Origin of the sequence: Hyalangium versicolor, from assembly GCF_020103695.1 — a bacterium.
In the GTDB taxonomy this organism is placed as follows: Bacteria; Myxococcota; Myxococcia; order Myxococcales; family Myxococcaceae; genus Hyalangium; species Hyalangium versicolor.
The window spans coordinates 1-21,852 of record NZ_JAHXBF010000043.1 but is presented as its reverse complement, the minus strand read 5'-3'; the positions used below and the strand labels follow the sequence as shown (position 1 = coordinate 21,852).

The window sequence follows — 21,852 nt, the reverse complement described above, 5'->3', positions numbered from 1 at the left end:
GGCGTGTGTCGGACATCCCGCAAGTAGCCTCCCTGGACGTATCCTTCGCTCGCGAAAACCTCCTGGGAGGGTGTGATGCGGAGCGCAGCACGGGTTCTCTTGTTCGTGGCCGTCATGGCTGGATGTGCGGAGCCTCCACCCCGCGAGGCATCCTCGCGGGAGGTGCGGCAGAGCGGCCTGCGGCCGGACGTGGCGGCCGTGGTGAAGGAGATCGTCCCAGGGACCTACTCCGCGTCCAGGTTGTTGCCTGAGAAGTTGGTCCCCACCAGCAAGTACGTGTTCTTCTCCACGCAGGGCTCCTTTGATCAGCTCTGGCGCACGGACGGCACCGCCGAGGGAACGCTCCTCCTGCGCGACATGGATGTGAGCAGCTATCCGGCTATCTACAACCTGACCGCATTCGGTGACCGCGTCCTCTTCTCCTCGGATGACGGCGCCAGCGGCATCGAGCTCTGGACGAGCGACGGGACGAGCGAGGGCACCCGGATGGTGAAGGACCTGGGGCCAGGTCCGTACTACACGACGCTGGGGAACTTCACCGCCACTCCCACCTGGCTCTCCTTCACCTCCGAGAGCAACGGTATCTCCGAGCTCTGGAAGACCGATGGCACGGAGGCTGGAACGATTCGGGTGTTCCAGTTCGGGCAGGGCTCCCTGCCTCAGAGCGGAGATAAATTCGTGGCGGTCGGCTCCACGGTCTACTTCCGGGGCTATCACTCCGCGTCGGGGTACGAACTGTGGAAGACGGATGGCACCGCGGCGGGCACGGTGCTCGTGGCGGACCTCGCCGCGGGCTCCTCGGGCAGCTACCCCGACATGCTGACCCCTGCCGGCAGCCTGCTGTACTTCTATGCAGCCGGGACGGTGTACCGGACCGATGGGAGCAAGGCGGGCACATTGCCGCTCGTCACACGCTCCGGGGGCTATCCCACCAGTTTCAAGAACTTCGCCGCATTCGGCTCCAAGCTGTTCTTCGCCGCGTACGATACGGTCAACGGAGACGCGCTCTGGCTGAGCGATGGCACCGCGGCCGGAACGAAGGTGTTCAAGAGCATCATCACCTCGTCCCTCGAGTCGGGCGGGGAGAACGTGCTCGCGTGTGGTGCCTATGTCTTCTTCGATGGCGTCCAGAACTCACGGCACGAATTGTGGCGCACGGACGGGACGGCCGCGGGGACGCAGAGGCTGCTCCAGTTCACCGACTACGTGTACTGGATGACCTGCTCGGGCAACAAACTCTTCTACCTGGACAGCGTCACGTCCCGGCTGGGCGTGAGTGATGGGACGGTGGCGGGGACCACCTTCCTGCAGGCGTTCAAGCCAGGGCTGTACACGCAAGGAGCCAGTCGCTTCACGAACTGGAACGGTCGGCTGATCTTCACCTACGAGGGAAGCCCGGGAACGAAGCTCTGGCTGAGCAACGGCACCCCGGCGGGAACGGCGGAGATTCCGTTCACCCCTCAGTTGCTGGGGGAGGGCACTCGCGTCGAGCATTGGATCGAGGTGGGCGGCAAGCTCATGTTCTCGGCCATGGAGTGGGTGCAGGTGGATCTGGGCGTCACGGCGGTGGTCCACCCGTGGTTCACGGACGGAACGCCCGCGGGTACCTCGCGGCTCGACGTGGAGATGGAGAGCCCCGCGTACTCCGCGCCCCGGGAGCTGGTGCAGGTGGGCTCCCACATCTTCTTCGTGGGAGAGAGCGAGACGGACGGGCCCGAGCTCTTCGTCACCGACGGCACGAACACGGGCACCCACGAGGTGAAGAACATCAGGTCCGGGCAATTCAGCGGCGCCCCGCGGCACCTCACCCCGTTGAACGGCATTCTCTATTTCCAGGCGGATGATGGAACCCACGGCCGGGAGCTGTGGCGCTCGGATGGGACGGAGGCTGGGACTTCTCTCCTGAAGGACTTGAACTCCACACTGGGGGGCAGCGAGCCCGACCACCTCGTGACGCTCGGGCAGTTCGTGTACTTCACGGCCAACGATGGCGTGGCCGGGACGGAGCTGTGGCGGACCGACGGCACGGATCTGGGGACGGTTCGCGTGGCTGACTTGCGCGCTGGCGTGTATGGCTCCGAGCCGGAGAACCTGATCACGTTCGGGGGCAAGCTCTACTTCTCCGCGGATGATGGGGTGAACGGCCGGGAGCTCTGGAGACTCGACAGCACGGGGCCTGTGCGTCTCACCGACATCGGAGCGGGCTCCTATGGCAGTTATCCCCGAGACATGAAGGCGACCTCTACCGCGCTCTACTTCATCGCGACGAGCGACACCCTGGGGGATGAGCTGTACCGGGTGGAAGGGGATGGAGCGGTGCTGGTGGCCGACATCATCCCGGGCCGCATCGGCTCGAATCCGAAGCCCATCGTGGCGGCAGGAGCGGTGCTCTACTTCGCCGCGACCGACACGACGCACGGCCGGGAGCTGTGGCGCACGGACGGGACGTCCGCGGGGGCGGTGCTGGTGAAGGACATCTCTCCCGGCACCGAGAGCAGCTTCACCCGGGAGGGGTACCGGGGAGATGGCTTCACGCTCTCGGATGGGACGGTGCTGTTCGCGGCCATTCAGCATTCCTCGGGCCAGGAGCTGTGGCGGACCGATGGCACGGGGGCGGGAACGGTGCCGGTGCTCGAACTGACGCCCGGGCCAGGGTCGAGCACTCCCATCATCCTGGGGGAGATCCAGGGAAGGGTGCTGCTGGTGATGTCGGCCCCCACCTCGGGTGCGGAGCTGCGCTCCCTGCCCGTCGCGGCGCTCAACGACAAGACGCCGCCCACGGTGAGCTGTCCCGAGCTGACGCTGGAGGCGAAGTCAGCGGCCGGAGCGGAGGCCACCTTCTCGATTGCCACCAGCGATGGGGAAGGAGGAACGGTGGAGGTCTCGTCCGAGCGGAGCTCGGGCAGCGTGTTTTCGCTGGGAGTCACTGAGTTCGCGGTGACTGCGACCGACGAGGGCGGCAACAGCGCGAGCTGCACAGCGAAGGTGACAGTGAAGGACACCACGCCGCCGTCCTTGACGTGCCCCGCGGACCTTGAGGTCGATGCGACGAGCAGCTCGGGAGCCTCGCCAGGCTGGGCGCTGCCCAGCGCGAGCGATGCAGTGGGCGTCGGGTCCGTCATCGCGAGCCCGGCCTCGGGTACACAGCTCGCCGTGGGAGTGCATGAGGTCACCGTCTCCGCGACCGACTCGACGGGGAACGCGGCGAGCTGCCGCTTCAGCATCACAGTGGCTCAGCATGTGGAGCCAGGGCCGCCTCCGCCTACCGATACGCCTCCGCCTACCGATACGCCTTCTCTCCCGGGTGATGGGACTTCCACGCCTGAAAGCTGTGGCTGCGGCTCGGGAGCAGGGGCACTCCCGCTGCTGGCGGGTTGGGTGTTGGGACTGCTGCTCCAGCGGCGCCGCCGCTGCCGTTGATGCTAGGCCATGAGCTTCAATCCGATCGTCCTCCTGCTCCTCATGGCTGCGGGGGTACTCGCTGTCGGGAGTGTGTACCTGCTCCGCAGGGTGAATGCGGCGCGAGACGCTGCCTGGGCCGAGTTCGCCCGCGGCCATGGCATGAGCGCCCAGGGGCTGCGGCTCGAGGGAATCTGCGAGGGGCTGCCGCTCACGGTGGAGGCGTGCTACCTCAGCACGGGAAGGGCGAAGTACATCGCGACCGTGCTCCGCCTCCGCGTGGACGCGCTGCTGCCGCCCGGGTTCTGCCTGGAGCGCGAGGGGTTCGGAGACAGAGTCCCGCGGCGCGTCGGCAAGGGCGATCCGGAGAACAGCGGCGCGCGGTTCGACGCGCTCTTGGACTGGAAGAGTCTCTCGCCCGAGACGGCCTCGCTGCTGCAGCACGAGCGGGTGAGGGAGCAGCTTCATGAGATGGCGCGGGTGTACACGGCCTTCCGCATCCGAGACGGGTGGATTGAAGCCGAGCAGCCCCTGGTGCCCGCCAACGCCGAGGAACTGGAGGCGTTCATCCGCCCGGCGCTGAGGCTGGTCCTCACGCTGGAGCAGACCCTGCGGGAGCACACCTGAGGGCCGTGGGGCTGCGCGGTGGGCGCACCGACTGCGCGCTGGGCCCTCCGGCACGCGTCAGCTGTCCTCCGCTGCCTCCCTGCTCTTGCCCGGGCCCTTCAACACGGCCCCTGTCCTTCTTGTGCGCGTGCTCATATAGCGGCCTGGCGTGGTTCCGAGCGCCTTGCGGAACATCGTGACGAAGCTGCCGGCGCTTTCGTAGCCCAGGTCCAGTGCCACCTGCTGCACGGAAGCGCCCTTGGCCATCCATTGCAGCGCGAGCAGGATCGCCAGTTGCTGGCGCCACCGCCCGAAGCTCATGCCGGTTTCGCGCGTCAGGATGCGGGCCAGGCTGCGCTCGCTCAGCCCCGCGCGTCGCGCCCAGCTCGCCATCGTCCCCCGAGCAGCGGGATTGGCGATCATCATTTCGATGATCCGGCGCAGCCGCTCGTTCGCGGGCATCGGCAGGTGCAGCCGTTCGACGGGAGCGGCTGCGACCTCTTCGAGCAGCAGCGTGACGAGATGCGATTCCCGGCCGCCCTCGGGATAATCCACCGGCAGGCTGGCCGCGCGAATCAGCAGCTCGCGTAGCAACGGCGCCACGGCGGCGGTGCAACAGGTGCCCGGCAGCTCGATGTCGACCGCAGGATCGACGAAGGCGTTATAGCCCTCGAACGTTCCTGAGGCCTTGAGCGCGTGCTGTGCGCCGCCGGGAATCCAGATCGCGCAGTTCGGCGGCACCAGCCACAGGCCGCTCTCCACCTCGCAGGTCAGGACGCCGCGCAAGGTGAACAGCAGCTGCGCCTTGCGATGCCGATGAGGGCCGAGTTCGATGCCCGGCGCCTCCAGTATCATGCCGAAGGCAACGACCGGCCGGGGGACCTGGTCCGGATCGTTCTCAACCTCCAGAGAATCGAGGATCGGCATGGCGGAGGTCGCGCTCTCTCCGGCGCGGCGTTGGCAGGATTTCCGAATATTTTGGCAGAATTGCGCGATGCCCTCAATCGCCCGTCGGCCTAGCGTCACGCCTCGTACAGGAGACGGCAATGGATGCAGCGCACGCGGCAAGAGGCGGCTCGATCGAGACGGTCGACGAACTGGAGGCCATCATCGGCAAGGTGCCGCCGGCGATTCAACTCAAGGTGATCAATCACCTGGATGCGGGCGCGCTTCGTTGGATCGCCGCCTCGCCACTGATGTTCGCCGGCTTCGCGAGGGGGACCACCCTTGGTGTGACGCTCGGAGGGGGCCCGCCGGGTTTCGCCAGCGGGGATGCACAGACGTTGCGGCTGCCGGTGGCGATGCTCGACGAGCCGTCGCTCGCGCAAGTGGGGCAGGGCTTCGGCGCATTGTTCCTCTTGCCCGGAACGGGCGAAACCCTGCGCGTGAACGGCACCGTCTCCGCCCAGGATCCAGGCGAGATCCACATCACTGTCCACGAATGCTACGGCCACTGCGCCAAGGCGTTGATTCGCTCCGAGTTCTGGGAGGCCCAGCCCCATGGGAGGGTGCCGTCGGATCCATCCGCATTCATCGATGCCGCCCGCTTCATGGCGCTGGCGACGATCGACGCGCAGGGGCACGCGGATCTCAGCCCCAAAGGCGATCCGGCTGGGACGATGGTGCGTCTGGACGACCACAGGGTCTGGTTCGCGGATCGTCCGGGTAACCGCCGCATCGACAGCTTCCGCAACATCCTCGCGCAGCCGCGCGTCGCGGCCGCGCTGCTGATCCCCGGCTCGGCGTATGTCGCATCTGTGTCGGGCACCGCACGCATCACCACCGACGAGGCGGTGCGGTCGCGGTTCGCTGTTCAGGGCAAGGTCCCGGCGTTGGTCACCGCCATCGACGAGGCCGCCATTCAAATCCATGAGAGCCCAGCGCTGGCCCGAGCCAACCTCTGGCCAGCCAAGCCACCCACGCATGGCATTCATGTGGCCAGGCTCTTCATCGAGCACGTCAAGCTCAACAAGGAAAAAGGCTTGGGAGCGAGATTGGCGAGCGTTGCGCTGTCCGTTCCCGGTGTCTCAGGCCTGCTCGAGAAGGGCTTGGAGAAAGATTACAAGGACAATCTCTATTAGCCCCGCACGGGGCTCCTTCCCAAACTTGATGACTTTTTCTTCACTCCTGGTAAAATGAGAATTGGTGGTGTTTCACGAGTTTCATCGCAGAGCGGTCCCCGGGGGGCTGCGAGTGTCCTTTTGACCGAGGGCCTGCTACATGAAACTTCGATACATGGGCCGTGCGCTCCTGTTGGTGGTTGTCATCACCGAGACGGCTTGTCGTGAGGAGCCCGGGGAGGTGCAGCCTGATGCTCCCGAGCCACTCCTGCACACGAACCTTCCGAAGCTCGAGAGCTCCCCGGCACCACAAGGTGAGCCCGAGCCCGCCGCAGGCGCGGTCGCGGTTGGTGGCTTCACCATCACTTACAGCGTGAAGGACTCGGCGGGACACATCGCCACCGCGTCTTCGGCGCGCACGGTGACGATGGTGGACTCGTTGCCGCCCACGCTCACGCTCACGGGTGCGACCACGGTGAGCCTGGAGTGCGGCACCACGTTCACCGACCCGGGCGCCATCGCCACGGACCAGTGCTTCGGCGATGTCTCGGCGCGGGTCACGCGCTCGGGGGCGTTGAACCTGAACGTTCCGGGCACCTACCCGCTCACCTACGGCGTGACGGATCCGGCGGGCCAGAGCCCGGCCTCCGTGCGCCGCACGGTGAACATCCGCGACACCCTGGCGCCCAGTCTCACCGTCAATGGACCGGCCACCTGGCAAGCGATGTGCGGCACGCAGTTCATGGATCCCGGCGTCACGGCCATGGACCAGTGCGATGGCAACCTGAACTCGCGCGTCGTCGTTACGAGCAACCTCAACACGGGCGTCACGGGTTCCTACACCATCTCCTACCAGGTGAAGGACGGCGCGGGGCATGTCGTGACGGCCTCGCGCAAGGTGACGGTGATGAGCGTCGACATCCAGCTGGGGGACCGCACGCTCTACCTGCTCCAGAACTACAGCGGAGGCCGGGACGTGAAGGGCAAGGTGGCGGCGGGCGGCAACATCACCTTGACGGACTTCTCGGTGGGCTCGGGGCTGCCCGCCAGCGACGCATCCCAGGTCCTGGTGGCGGGCGGCAACCTGTCCCTCGCCCGGGGCACCGTCTGGGGCCAGGCGTTCTACGGAGGCACGTACAGCGGGGACTCGACCGTCACGTTCCAGCGCGGCACCTTGTCGAAGGGGACGCCCCTCAACTTCTCCACGCGGTTCACCCAACTGCGCAGCCTGAGCACCTCGCTGGCGGGGATGACGCCCACCGCCACGGCGACGCGCTCGACGGGCTACGTGGTGCTCGGGCTGACCGGGACGAACCCGAAGGTGAACGTCTTCGAGGTCCAGGCGAGCGCCTTCGTCGGCATCAACCAGTTGGCCTTCAACGCGCCCGCCGGCTCCATGGTGCTGGTCAACATCCGCGGCACCTCGGTCACGCTCTCCAACTTCGGCATCACCATGGGGGGCGGCATCGACCAGCACGGCATCCTCTACAACCTCCCGGAAGCCACGACGTTGAACGCGAGCAGCATCGGCATCTGGGGGACGATTCTGGCCCCCAACGCCAGTGTGACCTTCAACAATGGGAACTGGGACGGCGGCATCTACGCCGTGTCGCTGACGGGCACCGCAGAGGGCCACCTCAACACCCTGAACAACCGCGCCCCGTGTCAGTGACTGGAAAGCGTTCTCCCTTTTTCCATGCATGATTTTCGGCGTCTCTGACTCTCAGCGGTTGCCACGTTACGTCCAGGAGGGCATGTGCGCCGGCGGATAGCGCGAGCCGGAACCTCCGTTTGGGAGGATCTCCTCCACCCGAGCGAGCGTGGACGCAGAGAGAGGGGCCTTCGCCGCGCCGACGTTCTCCTCGAGTCGTGAGCGGTTCTTGGTCCCGAAAATCGGTGCGATGTCGTCTCTCTGAGTCAGGAGCCAGGCGAGAGCAAGCTGCGCGACCGTCAAGCCATTCGAGCCTGCGAGCTGTCGAAGCTGTTCCACGGTCGCGAGATTCGCTTGATAGTGGGCTTCCTGCCAGCGGTTGTCCCAGCGCCGCATGTCCGCTTCCTCGTATTCGGCGGCGGGTTTGACCGCCGACGTCAGGAATCCTCGACCCAGCGGAGAGTACGGTACGAAGCCGATCCCAAGCTCTCGAGTCACGGGAAGCACATCGCGCTCGACCGCACGCTCGAAGAGTGAGTATTCGGTCTGCAGGACCGAGACAGGTTGCACCGCGTGTGCGCGCCGGAGCGTGGCAGGTCCCGCCTCGCACATTCCGAAAAAGCGCACCTTGCCAGCGGAGATGAGGTCCTTCACCGTTCCGGCGACGTCCTCGATCGGGACTGCGGGGTCGACGCGATGCTGGTAGAGAACGTCGATGTAGTCCGTCTGCAGGTACCGAAGGCTGTTTTCGACGACGAGGCGAATGCGCTCCGGTCGACTGTCGAGCGCAGCGTGCGTGGCAGTCATGTTCGGGAGGTCGAACCCGAACTTGGTCGCGATGACAATCTTGTCGCGGAAGCCTTTGATTGCTGTGCCCAGGAGGCGTTCGTTGGTGCCGGTGCCCTGGCCGTAGAGCTCTGCTGTGTCGAAATGCGTGATGCCGAGCTCATAAGCGCGGCGGATCGTGGCGATGCTCTCGTCGTTGTTGGCCGCGCCGTAGGCCATGGTCATCCCCATGGTTCCAAGACCGAGAGCCGATACTTCAGGACCATTCTTGCCGAGCCTTCTCTTTTGCATGGCGAACCTCACCTGACTTCTCGCGATGACAGCGTTGAAAGAGCTGACTCCACGCTATGTCTCGGAAGGTCCGGCAGGTAGAACGATCCTCGAAGAGTCTTGGATGATCCTCCAATCGCCTTGGTTGATGAGGTGCTCTGCAATCCCCCTGCTTGCATCGTCCATGGGGCACCGCATAGAACGATCCTTGAGGAGTCTTGAATGATTCTCCAACGGACTCAATCTGCGACCCGCGCCCCGAGTTCCGGCCTGGCTGACGCCCGCCGCGAGCTCGCGGCCATCATCGCGCGCCACGTTCCCGAAGATGGAGGGGGTTCGCCTCTCCCTTCGATGGAGCTCGCACGCACGTCGAAGCCGATAGGACCGCTGCACGTGCTGTACGAGCCGGCGCTCGTCGTGGTCGCGCAGGGGAAGAAGCGCGTGGTGGTCGGCGGCGAGGAACTCGCCTACGGCGAGACGGCCTACCTCCTCAACGCGGTCGCTCTTCCGGTGACCGGTCGCGTCGTGGAAGCGTCACAGACCGCGCCGTTCCTCTGCGTGCGGATCCCGCTCTCTCCTGCCCTGATTGGCTCCGTCCTCGCGAATGTAAAGCCTCCGTCGGCGACAGGTGCGGCTCCTGCAAAGGCGCTCGACATCCGAGCCTTGGAGCTGCCGCTGCTGGATGCCGTGTTGCGCCTCGTGCGCCTCGCCGATACGCCCGAGCACGCTCCGGTGCTCGCACCGCTCGTGCTGCAAGAGATCGTGTACAGGCTTGTCGTGGAGGGCCATGCCGCGCGCCTCCAACACATCGCCACTGTTGGCGGTCGCGCCCATCGAGTTGTGAGGGCGATCGCATGGATTCGCAAGAACTTCGATCAGCCGCTGCGCATCCAACACCTTTGCAAGGTGGTCGGGATGAGCTCGTCAGGCCTGCATCTTCACTTCCGCGCGGTGACGGGGATGAGTCCGCTGCAGTACCAGAAGACGCTTCGCCTCCAGGAGGCGAGGCGGCTGATGCTCGAGGAGCACCTCGACGCCGCGACGGCGGGCTTCCGCGTCGGCTATAACGATCCCTCGCAGTTCTCGCGCGAGTACCGAAGGCAGTTTGGCGCGCCGCCACTTCGAGACGTATCAAGGATCCGCAGTGGGGCGGAGTAAACCGTTACCTGAGGCTTGCGTAGTTCTTCGGAATGTCCTGGGCGAGTGGCCGGTCACGCGTTTGAAGGCATTGCTGAAGGCGCTCTCGGAGGTATAGCCGAGCGACCTGCCGACAAGGGCGACAGGAGCAGTCTCCTCTCGCAACGCACGCTCGGCAAGGCGCATGCGCCATTCCGTGAGATAGGTCAGTGGTGGGACGCCTGCGACCTTACGGAAGTGGAAGGCGAAGGTCGTTCGAGACATGGCGCATGCCCTGGCGAGTTCCTCGAGATGCCAGGCGCGAGCCGGATCCCCATGCATCAAGCGCAACGCCGGAGCGATGCGCGGGTCGCCCAACGCCCGCAGCCATCCGGCTGGCATGAGATCTGCCGTCTTCAAATGTGCTCGCAGAATCTGGATGAAGAGAAGCTGGGCGAGTTGCGCTGACGCAAGCTGTGAGCCTGGCTGATCGGAGGCGCGCTCCGCGACAAGCTGGTCGAGAAGCCACCGGAAGGTTGTCGCGTGCGGTGATGCCGCCGGTACATGAATCCACGGCGGCAAGACATCCGCCAGCAGCCGCCCGCTCACCGCGTCGAGCAGGACATGGCCGCCGATATGAGCGAAGTCACGGCCGTCACCCAGAATCGCTGTCTTCTTGCCGGCGCCGGAAAAGATGCTCATTGCGTCGACAGGAGCGACACGCGGATGGCTGGCCAGGACGAAAGACCGTTGCGCCGCCAAGAGACCGACGTCTCCCGTTTCGAAGCGAATCGGGTCCGTCACACCCTTGATGCTGACCCAGCAATGGCCCTTCACGACGGCAAAGAATTTGATCTTATCCGGCGCCGGAAAGCGGATGGCCCATGAGCCTCCGGCCGTGAACCCCCCCGTCACAAGGGATTCGGCATTCGTGAATTGAAGGATGTCCGAGAAGGGGTCTGCGCTCATCCCCGGATTATCGCGCAAGTAATGCGTACTCCCAAGCATTTACAATCCGGGTGTAGGGCCATATTCAAATGAGCGGGCAATTCAGGAGATCAGCATGAATGACGAATGGGTCCTCGTCACTGGCGGGACCGGGTTCATTGCGCAGCATTGCATTCTGGCTTTGTTGAGTGCCGGGTATCGCGTACGGACCACGGTTCGCGCGCTGGGGCGAGAAGCAGAGGTGCGTGGGAACCTCAAGGTCGGCGGGGCCGAACCGGGCGATCGCCTGTCGTTCGTCACCGCCGATCTGGGCGATGACAGAGGGTGGGCGGAGGCCGTCGCTGGATGCACCTATGTGCTGCACGGCGCCTCGCCAACGCCCTCGGGCGATCATGCCCGCGAGGAGGACTGGATCAAGCCCGCCGTCGATGGAAACCTGCGAGTCCTGCGTGCCGCGCGGGATGCCGGGATCAAGCGCGTGGTGTTGACTTCAGCTTTCGGGGCGATCGGCGTTGGACACAAGCCGAGCTACCGGCGGCCGTTCGATGAAACGGATTGGAGCGATCTGACAGGCAACGTCGCATCCTATCAAAAATCCAAGACCCTCTCTGAACGAGCAGCCTGGGACTTCATTGGCAGCGAAGGGCGCGGGCTCGAGCTGTCCGCTGTGAACCCGGTAGCCGTTCTTGGTCCCGCGCTCGGCGCCGACTACTCGCATTCCATCCGGTTGATCAAGAATCTGATGGACGGTCAGCCGGGATGCCCGAAGGTCAATTCTGGCTTTGTCGATGTGCGCGACGTGGCGGATCTGCACCTGCGCGCCATGACTTATCCCGCGGCCAAGGGCGAACGCTTTCTCGCGATTACCGGCGAGAGCATGTGGATGGCCGATGTCGCGAAGGTGCTGCGGCTGCGTATGGGAACGGCCGCGAGCCAGGTGCCAACACGGGTATTGCCCAACTGGCTGGTGCGCCTCATGGCCCTTGGAAACCCAGCATTGAAAGGGATCGTGCCGCTGCTTGGCGTGAACATGAACGCCACGAGCGAGAAGGCCAGACGGTTGCTTGGCTGGGCACCCAGGTCGAGAGAGGAAGCCATCGTTGCGACCGCCGAGAGCCTGATTCGGCTTGGGCTACTCCAAGGTTCAGGAAGCGGCGCATAGCTTCGTAAGAGTTCGCCGTGCCCCGTCGTGACGGGCCCCAGCCCGGTGTGAGACCTCCTGCTCGCAGCCAGGAGGAAGCCTATGGAGATGGAGAAGGAGTTGGAGCAGTTCCGGCAGGAAGCGCAGCGACTGAAGGCTGGCAGGCAAGGGGGATCGCTGCCGTTCCCCGAGACGCTGAGGGACTTCGCGGTGCGCTACGCGGAGCACCTGCTGCAAAACGGAGGGACGGTGGTGCAGGCGGCGCAGAGGCTGGGGGTGTCGTCGCCAACGCTGTACGAGTGGCGCAAGGGCCGGGCGGTGGGAGGGTCGCGGAAGAAGCCTGGCGAGAAGAATGCTCAGCTCAAGGGCGAGGATGGCCAGGCGCGGCTGCAACTGGAGCTCGAGCAACTCAAGGAGCAGGTGGCCCTGATGCAGAAGCGCCTGTTCGGCGCCTCCAGCGAGAAGCGCGGTCCGAGGCCGCCCAAGCCTGAGCGCTCCCAGCCGCAGCGGGGCCACGGGCCCACGGCACAGCCCGAGTTGAAGGTGCAAGAGGTGCTACTGCCGCTGGACGAGGCCGACCAGGTATGTGGCCTGTGCGGCGGCAGCCTGCATGCGTGGCCGGGGCAGACGGAGGACTGCGAAGAAATCACCGTCGTCGAGCGCAGCTTCGTGCTGCGCAAGGTGCGTCGGCAGAAGTACTGCTGCGCCCAGGGCTGCGCGCCGGTGACGGCCCCCGCGCCGCCGCGGCTGATAGCTGGAGGCCGCTACTCGCTGGAGTTCGCCGTCCACGTGGCCCTCATGAAGTACGGCTTCCACCTGCCGCTGGCCCGTCAGCAGCGGCTCTATGAGCGAGAAGGGCTGGTGGTGGAGGCGCAGACGCTGTGGGACCAGCTGGACGCACTGGCTCGCCACCTGCAGAAGTCCTACGAAGCCCTGCTGGCCGAGGTGTTTACCTCGCCGCTCATCCACGCGGATGAGACGCACTGGCTGCTGCTGGACAAGGGCCCTGGCACCCAGTGGTACGCGTGGACGGTGGCCTCGCCCGACACGGTGTTCCACCGCATTCTGCCCAGCCGCTCCGGCGCGACGGCCAAGACGGTGCTGGGCTCCTACTCAGGCATCGTCCTGGTAGATGGGTATGCGGCCTACCAGACGGCCACCAAGTCCGGGGCCGATGGGCCTGCTGCCGCCACCCTCGCCTTTTGCTGGGCCCATGTGCGCAGGAAATTCTTCGCTCAGCGCGGCACCCAGGTGGCTGCTCTCTTCTACTCGCTCATCGAGACGGCACGTCTCCGGGGGGAGGACCCAGGGCACTACCTGCGCCGTGCTGCGCTCGCCGCTATCGACAATCCAGGGACCGTTACGCTCCCCAAGAGCCAGGACTGACGGCACCTCCCAGCTCTCCACACGGCAGAACTCGATCGCCGTGTCGAGATGGGGCACGGCGAAGTGTTACCAGGAGACGCGCGGCAGCCTCCTTCAGCGTGGAGAGTCGCGCCCGCCGATCTTCGGGAAGCGCTCGTAGGCCCGATTGAGCGCGTCCAGGTGGGCCGGGTTGTCATAATCGAGCGGCGCATCCGTGAGCTTCACAACCCATCCGCCCGACGGCGTGCGCCGCGCCCGCGTGAGCAGTTCGGCGTCGCGAGCAGGATCCGGGAACCCGATGGCCTGCGCGGCAGCAGCCGACCAATAGTTCAACCACCCGAGGAAACAGGGAATCTCAGGCGCGGGGAGTTTTTCTGGAAGATTGAGCATGGGAAGCCCACGGGGTGAGCGCTCCGGTCCATCAGCGGAGCGGCGAAACTGCTCCCCGACTTCCGAGCCGTAACTATACCGGGACGCATGCCCCCAGAACGCGCGCGCCCCCTCCGCCACGGCCTCAAGCAAAGCCACCGCTGCCGAGATAACGGCCTCGTCTAGCGGCAACTCCGCATAAACGTCGAGTTGCGGCTGACCGCCCGGGCTGAGGAGTGCTGGGCTCTGTCTCCCCGAAACCGTCACGGGGTAACTCTCGTCCCCGTTGCACAGAAGAGGGATTCTCCCGTCCTTAATCCTTTCTATGAGCCACGCGTCGCGCTGCGGCAAGGCGATGGGGCGCCCGCTCTCGGAGATCCTCCATGCTAGGCGCAAACCGGGAAGGGCCTTTTCCATCCCTTGGATGACATCGAGCGCGCGGCCGTCTTTGCCCACGAGCGCAGGCGCGTAGACGATGAAAACGAGGACTCTAGGCATGGTCATCGTGTGCACCCCGTGACAACGACATGGAGGGTGGGAATCCGGGCGATCAGCGCGTCTTTGTGCGCTTGCGTGCTCACCCCAACGACGAAGTCGTAGCCACAGGCCCGCGCAGCGGCAAGTTCCTTGGTCAATTGCTCCACCTCCTTCTCAAGCTCCCGCCTCCGGATAAAGTCAGGGTAGGTGTCAAATCGGTGGGTCTTGATCTCCCACAGCACGCGCACGCCGACTTGCAGCGCATCGAAGCGCTCACCGCCCACGAATACGTCCATGCCGGGGTAGAGGTTGGGCGGAAACTTATCGGCGCACTCGTTATGCGGGACATCTCCGCCCGCGTGCCGCACCGGGATGGGCTCGCACGACGGACGGCGCGGCGTGGTTTCTGGCGGTGGGGGAAAGATGTCTCCGGTGGGTGATCCCTTTGGCTTGGGCGTTCGCTTCGCTAACGGTTCCTGAGCGGGCTGCGTTTGAGCCTTGGGCTTCGCGCGCTCGCGGGACGCGTTCCGTTGATAAGCATCAATCCCCTCCTGGATGGCGGCGGCTACCACCACCGCGCTGATAACAATCACTGCACCGACGACGATCTCGGGTGCCGCGAAAATACAGAGGGCCACGACTGCGGGAGCGGCTGCATCCACCGAGGCGACAGCGCATCTTTTGGTGACATCCCGAAACCTGACCCTGTCGCGGTCGAGAGCATGAAAGCACCGCTCCGCAAGGATCGGCCACTCGTTGGAGGCTTCCCGCACCACGCATTTCCCATCATCCGTCCACGGGTACTGCGCCGCCCGCTGAAGGTTGGCGAATCTCGGACTCGGGGGACGCGGGTCCTCCAACTCTCCCGGGCTCGGATCCATCGTGGCGCAGGCCGAGAGCAGGATCAGGATCAGGGGGGCGCTGCAAGTTCGCGCACGCATGGCCACGTTCTTTCAATCAAGCGAGGTGCTGCGGGTCACGGCTGCGGTTCTCCGCTGGAGCATATCAGCACGCCCCAACAGCGAGAGCCGATGGAGGAGCGCGCGTCCGACAGCGCCAGCTCTGGCCAGTGGCGCGCACGTCGGACAGCTCCAGCTCGGGCAGGTGGCGCGCTCCAGGGTGGCAGCCATCGTCGCCGCGTTCAGCTCGGCCCCGTGGTGCGCGCGCGGTGGACAGCGCCAGCTCGGCCCGGTGGCGCGCGCCAGGACGGCAGCCATCGTCGCCGCGTCGTATCTGTTCGCCGTGCCCCCTCCCCACGCTGAGCCGAGTTCGCCCGCTCCGTTGGGTTCTCCCGACAGGTGGATACCTTGGACGCTCTGTCACAACGGGGACGGCGAACTCTTACGCCTTCTGCGCATTCGCCTATAGACCCTCAAGTCTTTCCGCGCCGACTCAAGCACTTCTTCTGGAGAGCCCTTCTTGGCTCGCGCTCCTTGCAGAGCACCATTCCAGGAGTCTTTCGATCTGCACCTTCAGCCCGAACTCTGCTGGATCGGTCACCTTTTGCAGAGGCGGGGCTCGGACCTGGGCCATGTTCTGCTTTACGCGCTCCAGCACGTCCTCAGAGTCTTGCAATGCGTCGTCTTGAGCTGCCCGTCGCAACGCGTCCCATACAATTTCGACGGGGAGGCTTTTAAGAAAGAGCCCCAATGTGCTGTCCAGGTCCGCTGGGAACTCTCCAACCTCGGCGTCCCACCATGCCTCCATCTCGTCAAGTGCCTCTCGCTGCGCGGCCTTGCCCAGTTGCACTCCCGTCTTCACCTTCTTCTGTGCCATGGGCGCCCAACATAGCGGATGGGCGGGCCCCTCGCTCTGTCCAGACGGGGGACGGCGAACTCTTACATAGCTTCGGCAGCAACGCTCTGAGCCTGCGCGGGCCATCCCCGCTCCGCCCGCGCTTCTCCTTCACCGGCCGCGCTGACGAGAACGATCCGTGCGCGACCGCTCCTCATCGGAGGCGCTGGACACCGACTCGTCGATGCGGGGGAGCTGTGCCGCGAGGGGCTCCTCCGCACCGGAGGAGACGTGCTCGAGCGCCTCGGCGATCGCGTCGATCTCGCTGTGGAGCTGAAGGAGGCTCTTTTCGAGCTCGGGGTCGGCGGCGGCGCCAGGCTGCGGGGCTGCGCTGCGCAGGCGCACCATCTGGGCGACCATGCCCTCGAGCGTCCACGCGAGCCGGGTGAACTCGGCATCGAGCCGATCCGCGTTGCGCTGGAAGAGCTCGCGCTGGCGCTTCTGCTCCTCGATGGCCGTCACGGCTCCCTGGAGTGAGCGGCGTACAGGCTCGTCGCGGGCGGCGGCGATGCGTGACTCCAGCACGGCCTTCTCGGAATCGAGCCGGGCGAGTGCCTCGCTCGAGGACTCCTCGCGCAAGGCCCGCTCGCGCTTCAAGAGATCGTGGCAGGTGCGCCGCAGCGCCGCGATCGTCTCGGAGCTGGTGCCCAGGAACGCGCGAACACTCTCAGGAGACTGGCTCAGCTCGGCCTCGAGGCGATCACAGATCGTGTCGATGCGGGGCAGGCGGGGGTCGACCGGCTCCTCGGTCCTCGCGGGCTTCGCGGGAGTCGTCGTGAGCGCCGGGGCCTGCCCCGCGGATGCTCGGAACGTGGAGCCTGGCATGAGAGACATGTGCGGAGGAACGTGCGCCCCTGCCTCGATGTCCGCGCCTGCACCGACCGAGGCATCACTGCCGACGACCGCTCCCTTGTGCACGGTCGCGCCCCAGGACACGATGGCTCGAGGCTCGATGACGGCGTTATCCATCACGGTCGCGCCCATGCGCACGATGGCGCCTTCCCGGATCCTCGCCCCCGATCCCACCGTCGCGCCCATTTCGACGATAGCGCCCGGCTCGAGCACTGCGTCCGACGCGACAGTGGCGCCCATGCCGATGTGGGGCCCCTGATTCCCTTCCCGCCACGTCACACCGCGCTCGCAGGCGCTGAACTCCTTGCTGAAGCGCTTCACGAGGAGAAGGCCCGCTCCGATGAAGAATACGAGGGCCGGCAGGATGAGCCACCACTGCCCGGTGATGACCGCGAGCACCACGAGTGCCGTGGCGAGCGCTCCCGAGCCGATCGCGCCAGTCACCGAGCTCTTGTCTGGCTCGGCGGGCGCGCGGCCCTTCGCCGGAGCGGCCGTGTTCGTGCGTGCGAGCGCGCCATGCACGCGTGCAAGGCTCTCTTCGAGCGACTTCTCCCTGGAGTCGGGTTCGCGGCTCATAGGGAGCTGATTCGTTCACCTCTGGTGAGCGGATTCAAGTGAGTGCTGAGTCAGCGCCTCCTCGAAGTGTCCTGCTTCGGGAGCACGGGCGCGCCCCTAAGAGGGGAAGAGCCAGCCTGTCAGGAGGCTGGAGGCCGTGGCGATCGCGCCGCCCACGAAGTTGGCCCCGGGGACAGGTATCGCCGCGATGATGGAGCCTGCGGCGGTGATGGTGTCGCCCACCTTCTTCCCGGTGCTGGCCTTGGGATCGGACCAGGTCTTGACGGCCTGCGCGGTGTCGAGCGCGGCGATGGCCACGTTGGCTCCCGGCACGAAGCGTCCCGCGGTCTTGGCGAGGGCGGGTGCCACCACCTTGGGCGCGAACTTGCCGGCGTCCTCGAGGAGCTGACCGCCCGTTGCCACGAGGTTCGCCCCGTGCTTCGCGACCTGGCTGCCGCTGTCCAGCGCGCCAGCGACGTCACCCCGCTTCAGACTCTCGAAGGTGTCGCCCACCTGGCGAGGCGCATTCGTGAGCGCGTTGAACGCCGAGAAGGCAAACCCCGCGCCGTTCAACGCCGCCCCCCCACGCTCCAGCCCCGTCCTGATGTTGTCGGGAGGCGTCGGCAGGTTGGGACCCGAGCCCGTCCGGGTCGTGATCTTCTGCTTGCCGTCGACGGTCTCGACGCCCGGGCCGCCGGGTTCGACCGCCCTGCCTCCGTCTACCTCCTGCCCGGTAATGGTGCGTGAGCCGTCGGCTCTGTCCAGGCGCACTCCCTTCTCCGGAACGAAGAGGTGAACGATCTTGTTTTGGTAACGGGCCAGGTTCCCGTTTACGGTGTAGTTCCTGGGATGCACGTCGAGATCAGAGAAGGTTTTCCCGACCCTCTTTTCCACATCTGCCCGCCAGGCATCGAACTGAGCCTTCAGGGGACCGTGGGTCGCCTCCAGATTCGCGGACACCACGTGCTGAGGGAGCTTGCTGAGATTGGGCGCAAGTCCCAGCTTGCCCGTCAGGGTGCCCCAGCCCTTCGTGCTCGCCGTGAAGGAATCACCGACGCCTCTGACCGGTGAGGTGGTCGGGGTGTATTCGCGCACTTTCGCGGAACCGGAGGTTGTCGTCACCCCGGTCGTCACGCCGACCGCTTTGGTGGTCGGGGCGCTCGCTCGCGCTGGCGGGAGAGGACGCACCGGCGCCGAGGCGACGGTTCTGGCAGCAACTCGGGCGGAGGCGGAGAACTTCACCCCGCTCGTCACGCCGACCGCCTTGACGGTCGGGACGCCCACGCGCCCTGGCGGGGGAGGACGCGCCGGCGCCAAGGCGGCGGTCTTGGCAGGCGGTCGCGGGGGCGGGGGGAGGCGACGCGGGGGCGGTGGGGGCGGCGGCGGGGGAGGCTGCCTCTTCCAGATCGGTCCAAGTGCCATGGGGGGCTCCGGCGGTGGGGGTGGAGGTGGAATCGGAGGTCAGTACGCGCATGCGTGCAAACGGGTTACATGCCCTCCATTCGAATGGCTCGCGGAGGCAGGCGGAGCGACTTCTGACGGCGTCAGAAGTGGCGCGTGGGGTGGGGTCCCCGAGAGATCGGGTGCGTGAGAACTTCTGACGGCCTCAGAAGTGGGCACATGGGCATGCCTCGTGCCATGCAGCGTCAGTAGTACACGCCGTCCAGTTTCTCGAGCACAGCCTTGATGGCTTCCGGGGTGGTGCCGCTCCATTTCGCGAGATCTGTGGCTGCAAACGTCACAGCCGCTGTTGAAGGTGGATCTTCCACAAATCCTTCCGCGAGGATGGGCCCCTTCTTCCCGGGCCAGGGCAGAGCAGCCAGCTCAGCGGCTCTTTGCGCAGGGTCGAAAATGGTGAAGCAGGGCCACCTGGGAAAGCGGAGCGTCCGGGCGTCACAACTCAGGAAGCGCGTCATGTCCAGGTGGGCGGCGGTGAAGTCGCAATCCACAATGCTTGCTTCGGACGTGCCTCGCCAATTTCCAAAGTCGTTGCCGACGTAGCGCCCCTTGAAACAACACCCTGTCAAATGGGCGTCATCCCAACTGAAACTCTTCAGCACCCGCGCCACCTCAATGGTGCAGTCGATCAAGCGCGTCCGGGTCAGTTCCAATGCTTTCGCAGGGACCTTCACGATGAGGGTGCAGTTCCTCAGCGTCAGCGAGGGCCCCAGGTAATAGAGCTCGGTCCTGCTATCCAGGACGAGTTGCTCGTTCGCTATTTCGCGGTCGCGGAACTTGAGCATGATGCCGTGGCCACCTTTTCAGAAGAGGCGGCATTGTCGGGCGGAGCGCCTTTGATCGCGCGGCCCGAGCACTCGGCAGGCACGCTCCAAGAGGTCCTTGCTATGGCCAGCGGCGCACGGGCTGGATGGGCAGCGTCCGTTCCAGGATCGCTGCACCGGGCTTGGAATTCGGTTCCTTGGTGATGTACCCGTCAGTCCCCATGACGTAGCACACCGGGAAGCGGCGGCCATCCGGCAAGAGAACTTCGGTATAGCGGCCGTAGATGGCGTCTCGACCGTCGATCGTGAGGCCTTCCGTCCACAGGTGCCCGTACAGGAGGGTCCCTGCGGGCACAGCTTTGTTGGGGTTAAAGCTGGGTCTCACCCGGCCGACAATCTTCCCTTCGTGGTAGGTGCCGGTCTCGTGGCCGCCGGCAACGAAGGGCTGGTTGATGTCGATGTCAGCGTCGACGCGGCCAAGGTAGTTGCCATACTCGGTTTTGAAGAAGTTCATCTCCTCCATGCTCCGAAGGGCTTCGGGTGGGCAATCCTCGGGGATGGGCCGCAGTTGGGGTGCGGCGCAGCCGACGCCGAAGGTGGTGCACAGCCAGGCGGCAGCCGTCCTGACAGGCCAGGAGTTGCGGAGGGTGGACACGAGTGAACGTCCTTTCTCGAAAGCGGAGGAAGTCGAGCCGGGAGCAAACCACTCCCACCCGGCGGCGAAGAGGCCCAGGCTTAGCAGCAACAGCCCCAGGCCCAGGCCGATTCTCCGCCATCTCTCCGTGCGGAGAGCAGCTTTCTCATCCAGGTCGCGCAGCTCCGTCTCCATCTGCTGGACGGCGCTGGAGAACTGCTCCAACTGCTCTCTCAGGGAGAGCTCCTCTGCCTTCTGCTTGCGGGCCTCCTGGGCCCGGCGCTCCGTCTCCTGCTGGTGGAGGCGGCGCTCCTCGAGTTCGTCCTGGGTCGCGGGCGCGGGGGCCCCAGGAGGGAACTCGAGCGGGGCCTTCCAGGCCTTGGAGGCGCGCTCCTTGTTGGCGTCCCATAGCGCCTGCAGCAGCACCTCGGCACTCTCGTAGCGGTCCTCGGGGTGCTTCTCCAGCAGCCGCAGGGTGATGCGGCTGAGCGACTCAGGGACGTTGGGGTTGAGCCAGTGGGGAGCGCGGGGGACGATGTTCTGAATGGCCGTGAACAGTTCCTCCTGTGTCATGCGTGGATCGAAGGGCCAGCAGTTCGTGAGCGCCTCGAACATGAAGACGCCCACCTGGTAGAGGTCTCCCGCCTCCGCGGCATTGAAGCGGGTGCCTTCCTTTCGGGAGCCCTCACGCAGGAAGGCGATGCACTCCGGTGGTAGTGCGTGAGGTGTGCCCGGGGCCAGGCCCACGGTGAGGAAGGAGCCCCCCGGCAGCCACGCGCTGCCCAGGTCCACCAGCACCGGCCTGTGGTCCTCTGGAACGATGACATGCTCGCTCTTGAAGTCGCGGATGAAGATGCCGCGGCCGTGCAGCCCGGCCAGCACGCGCACCACGGCGATGAAGATGTCCACGAGCTGGGCGAGGGGGGGCCGGGTGCGCTCCCGCCAATCATGGAAGGGCTGGCCGGGCACGTGGTCGGTGACGATGTAGAGGTAGCCCTTCTTGGGGTGGGGCCACCTGCCCACGGCGCGCAGTTGAGGCAGTCCCTGCTGGGTGGCGTTGGCCAGCAGCACGGCGCCCTCGTGGCGCATGCGTCCATCCACCTGGCCCTCCTCCCGGGCCTTCTCGGGAGTGTCCTCGGAGAGCTCAGGGGCAGGGCGCACCGCTATCTTCAGGGTGAAGAACTCCCCGTCCAGCTCCGCCTTGAAGGCATGGCCGAAGCTGCCACTGCCCAACGACTGGACAATCAGCCAGGGGCCGACGTTATCCCCCGGCTTGAGGTGGTCGGGGTGAAAGGCTTGTTGCGTCATGTGCGTCTCCTCCTAATTGACGGTGAACTCCAAGGAGAGGAGCCGTTGGCCGCTGGCATCCGTGAGTTCCAGGCCAAAGTGGTTTCCCCGAGCCAACGGGGGCATCACGGCCTCAATCACCAGTTGCCCTGCCTCTCCAGGCGCCAGGTGTTCCGGTTTCATTCGCACCGAGAGCACCTTTAGGAGCCGCGCAGAAATAAAGTTTCAGTTTGGCCGGAGGGTGTAATTCCACTCACCATGGAAGTTGGAGCGCTCAAGGTGAAGGGCGGCCATCTGCTCGCGGCTGACGTCGACGCCTA

General features: G+C 65.7%; 18 protein-coding genes. 7 read left to right on the top strand and 11 right to left on the bottom strand.

Annotated elements, in window-relative coordinates; translation table 11 throughout:
• Window positions 1–75 precede the first annotated feature (75 nt).
• A complete protein-coding gene (locus KY501_RS48910) occupies window positions 76–3,420 on the top strand; it encodes an ELWxxDGT repeat protein (RefSeq protein ID WP_224372305.1) in 3,345 nt (1,114 codons plus the stop codon).
• Window positions 3,421–3,429: 9 nt separating this feature from the next.
• On the top strand, window positions 3,430–4,026 hold the full coding sequence (locus tag KY501_RS48905) for a hypothetical protein (protein ID WP_224372304.1): 597 nt from the start codon (window positions 3,430–3,432) through the stop codon (window positions 4,024–4,026).
• 57 nt (window positions 4,027–4,083) lie between these two features.
• On the opposite strand, the gene KY501_RS48900 is transcribed toward KY501_RS48905, so the two are convergent.
• Entirely contained in the window at window positions 4,084–4,932 is an 849-nt protein-coding gene (locus tag KY501_RS48900) for an AraC family transcriptional regulator (protein ID WP_224372303.1), read from the bottom strand.
• Between the two features lie 119 nt (window positions 4,933–5,051).
• On the opposite strand from KY501_RS48900, the gene KY501_RS48895 reads away from it, so the two are divergent.
• Both KY501_RS48895 and KY501_RS48890 read left to right on the top strand, forming a co-directional pair.
• Entirely contained in the window at window positions 5,052–6,086 is a 1,035-nt protein-coding gene (locus KY501_RS48895) for a pyridoxamine 5'-phosphate oxidase family protein (protein WP_224372302.1), read from the top strand.
• Between the two features lie 139 nt (window positions 6,087–6,225).
• Window positions 6,226–7,737, top strand: coding sequence for a choice-of-anchor A family protein (locus KY501_RS48890; RefSeq protein ID WP_224372300.1), 1,512 nt, complete (start codon window positions 6,226–6,228; stop codon window positions 7,735–7,737).
• Window positions 7,738–7,803: 66 nt separating this feature from the next.
• Here KY501_RS48890 and KY501_RS48885 read toward each other — a convergent pair whose 3' ends face one another.
• Window positions 7,804–8,793, bottom strand: a complete 990-nt coding sequence (locus tag KY501_RS48885) for an aldo/keto reductase (RefSeq protein WP_224372298.1) — start codon at window positions 8,791–8,793, stop codon at window positions 7,804–7,806.
• Window positions 8,794–8,994: 201 nt separating this feature from the next.
• Between KY501_RS48885 and KY501_RS48880 the strand changes: the two genes are divergently transcribed.
• A complete protein-coding gene (locus tag KY501_RS48880; protein ID WP_224372297.1) occupies window positions 8,995–9,930 on the top strand; it encodes an AraC family transcriptional regulator in 936 nt (311 codons plus the stop codon).
• Here the strand turns inward: KY501_RS48880 and KY501_RS48875 are convergent.
• A complete protein-coding gene (locus tag KY501_RS48875) occupies window positions 9,904–10,875 on the bottom strand; it encodes an AraC family transcriptional regulator (protein WP_224372295.1) in 972 nt (323 codons plus the stop codon). The two genes, KY501_RS48880 and KY501_RS48875, sit on opposite strands and share 27 nt — an antisense overlap.
• 76 nt (window positions 10,876–10,951) lie before the next feature.
• On the opposite strand from KY501_RS48875, the gene KY501_RS48870 reads away from it, so the two are divergent.
• Entirely contained in the window at window positions 10,952–11,998 is a 1,047-nt protein-coding gene (locus KY501_RS48870; protein ID WP_224372294.1) for an SDR family oxidoreductase, read from the top strand.
• Window positions 11,999–12,079: 81 nt separating this feature from the next.
• Entirely contained in the window at window positions 12,080–13,363 is a 1,284-nt protein-coding gene (gene tnpC / locus KY501_RS48865; protein ID WP_224372293.1) for an IS66 family transposase, read from the top strand.
• A 93-nt stretch (window positions 13,364–13,456) separates the two neighbouring features.
• On the opposite strand, the gene KY501_RS48860 is transcribed toward tnpC, so the two are convergent.
• The 8 genes from KY501_RS48860 to KY501_RS48825 all read right to left on the bottom strand — a co-directional run bounded on the left by KY501_RS48860 (window position 13,457) and on the right by KY501_RS48825 (window position 21,730).
• Window positions 13,457–14,215: a DUF5953 family protein gene (locus tag KY501_RS48860; RefSeq protein WP_224372292.1), complete on the bottom strand. Its 759-nt coding sequence runs from the start codon at window positions 14,213–14,215 to the stop codon at window positions 13,457–13,459.
• Entirely contained in the window at window positions 14,212–15,129 is a 918-nt protein-coding gene (locus KY501_RS48855; protein ID WP_224372291.1) for a DUF6310 domain-containing protein, read from the bottom strand. The genes KY501_RS48860 and KY501_RS48855 overlap by 4 nt, the downstream gene beginning before the upstream one ends.
• Window positions 15,130–15,580: 451 nt before the next feature.
• A complete protein-coding gene (locus tag KY501_RS48850; RefSeq protein ID WP_224372290.1) occupies window positions 15,581–15,964 on the bottom strand; it encodes a hypothetical protein in 384 nt (127 codons plus the stop codon).
• 129 nt (window positions 15,965–16,093) lie between these two features.
• Window positions 16,094–17,410: an LbetaH domain-containing protein gene (locus KY501_RS48845; RefSeq protein ID WP_224372289.1), complete on the bottom strand. Its 1,317-nt coding sequence runs from the start codon at window positions 17,408–17,410 to the stop codon at window positions 16,094–16,096.
• Between the two features lie 96 nt (window positions 17,411–17,506).
• Window positions 17,507–18,160, bottom strand: a complete 654-nt coding sequence (locus KY501_RS48840; protein ID WP_224372288.1) for a hypothetical protein — start codon at window positions 18,158–18,160, stop codon at window positions 17,507–17,509.
• A gap of 875 nt (window positions 18,161–19,035) precedes the next feature.
• A complete protein-coding gene (locus KY501_RS48835) occupies window positions 19,036–19,632 on the bottom strand; it encodes a pentapeptide repeat-containing protein (protein WP_224372286.1) in 597 nt (198 codons plus the stop codon).
• A 100-nt stretch (window positions 19,633–19,732) separates the two neighbouring features.
• Window positions 19,733–21,553 carry a serine/threonine protein kinase gene (locus KY501_RS48830; RefSeq protein WP_224372284.1) on the bottom strand — a complete coding sequence of 607 codons (1,821 nt, stop codon included), beginning with the start codon at window positions 21,551–21,553 and terminating at the stop codon, window positions 19,733–19,735.
• Between the two features lie 12 nt (window positions 21,554–21,565).
• Complete coding sequence (locus tag KY501_RS48825) at window positions 21,566–21,730, bottom strand: DUF2381 family protein (RefSeq protein WP_309243061.1); 165 nt, start codon at window positions 21,728–21,730, stop codon at window positions 21,566–21,568.
• Window positions 21,731–21,852 lie beyond the last annotated feature (122 nt).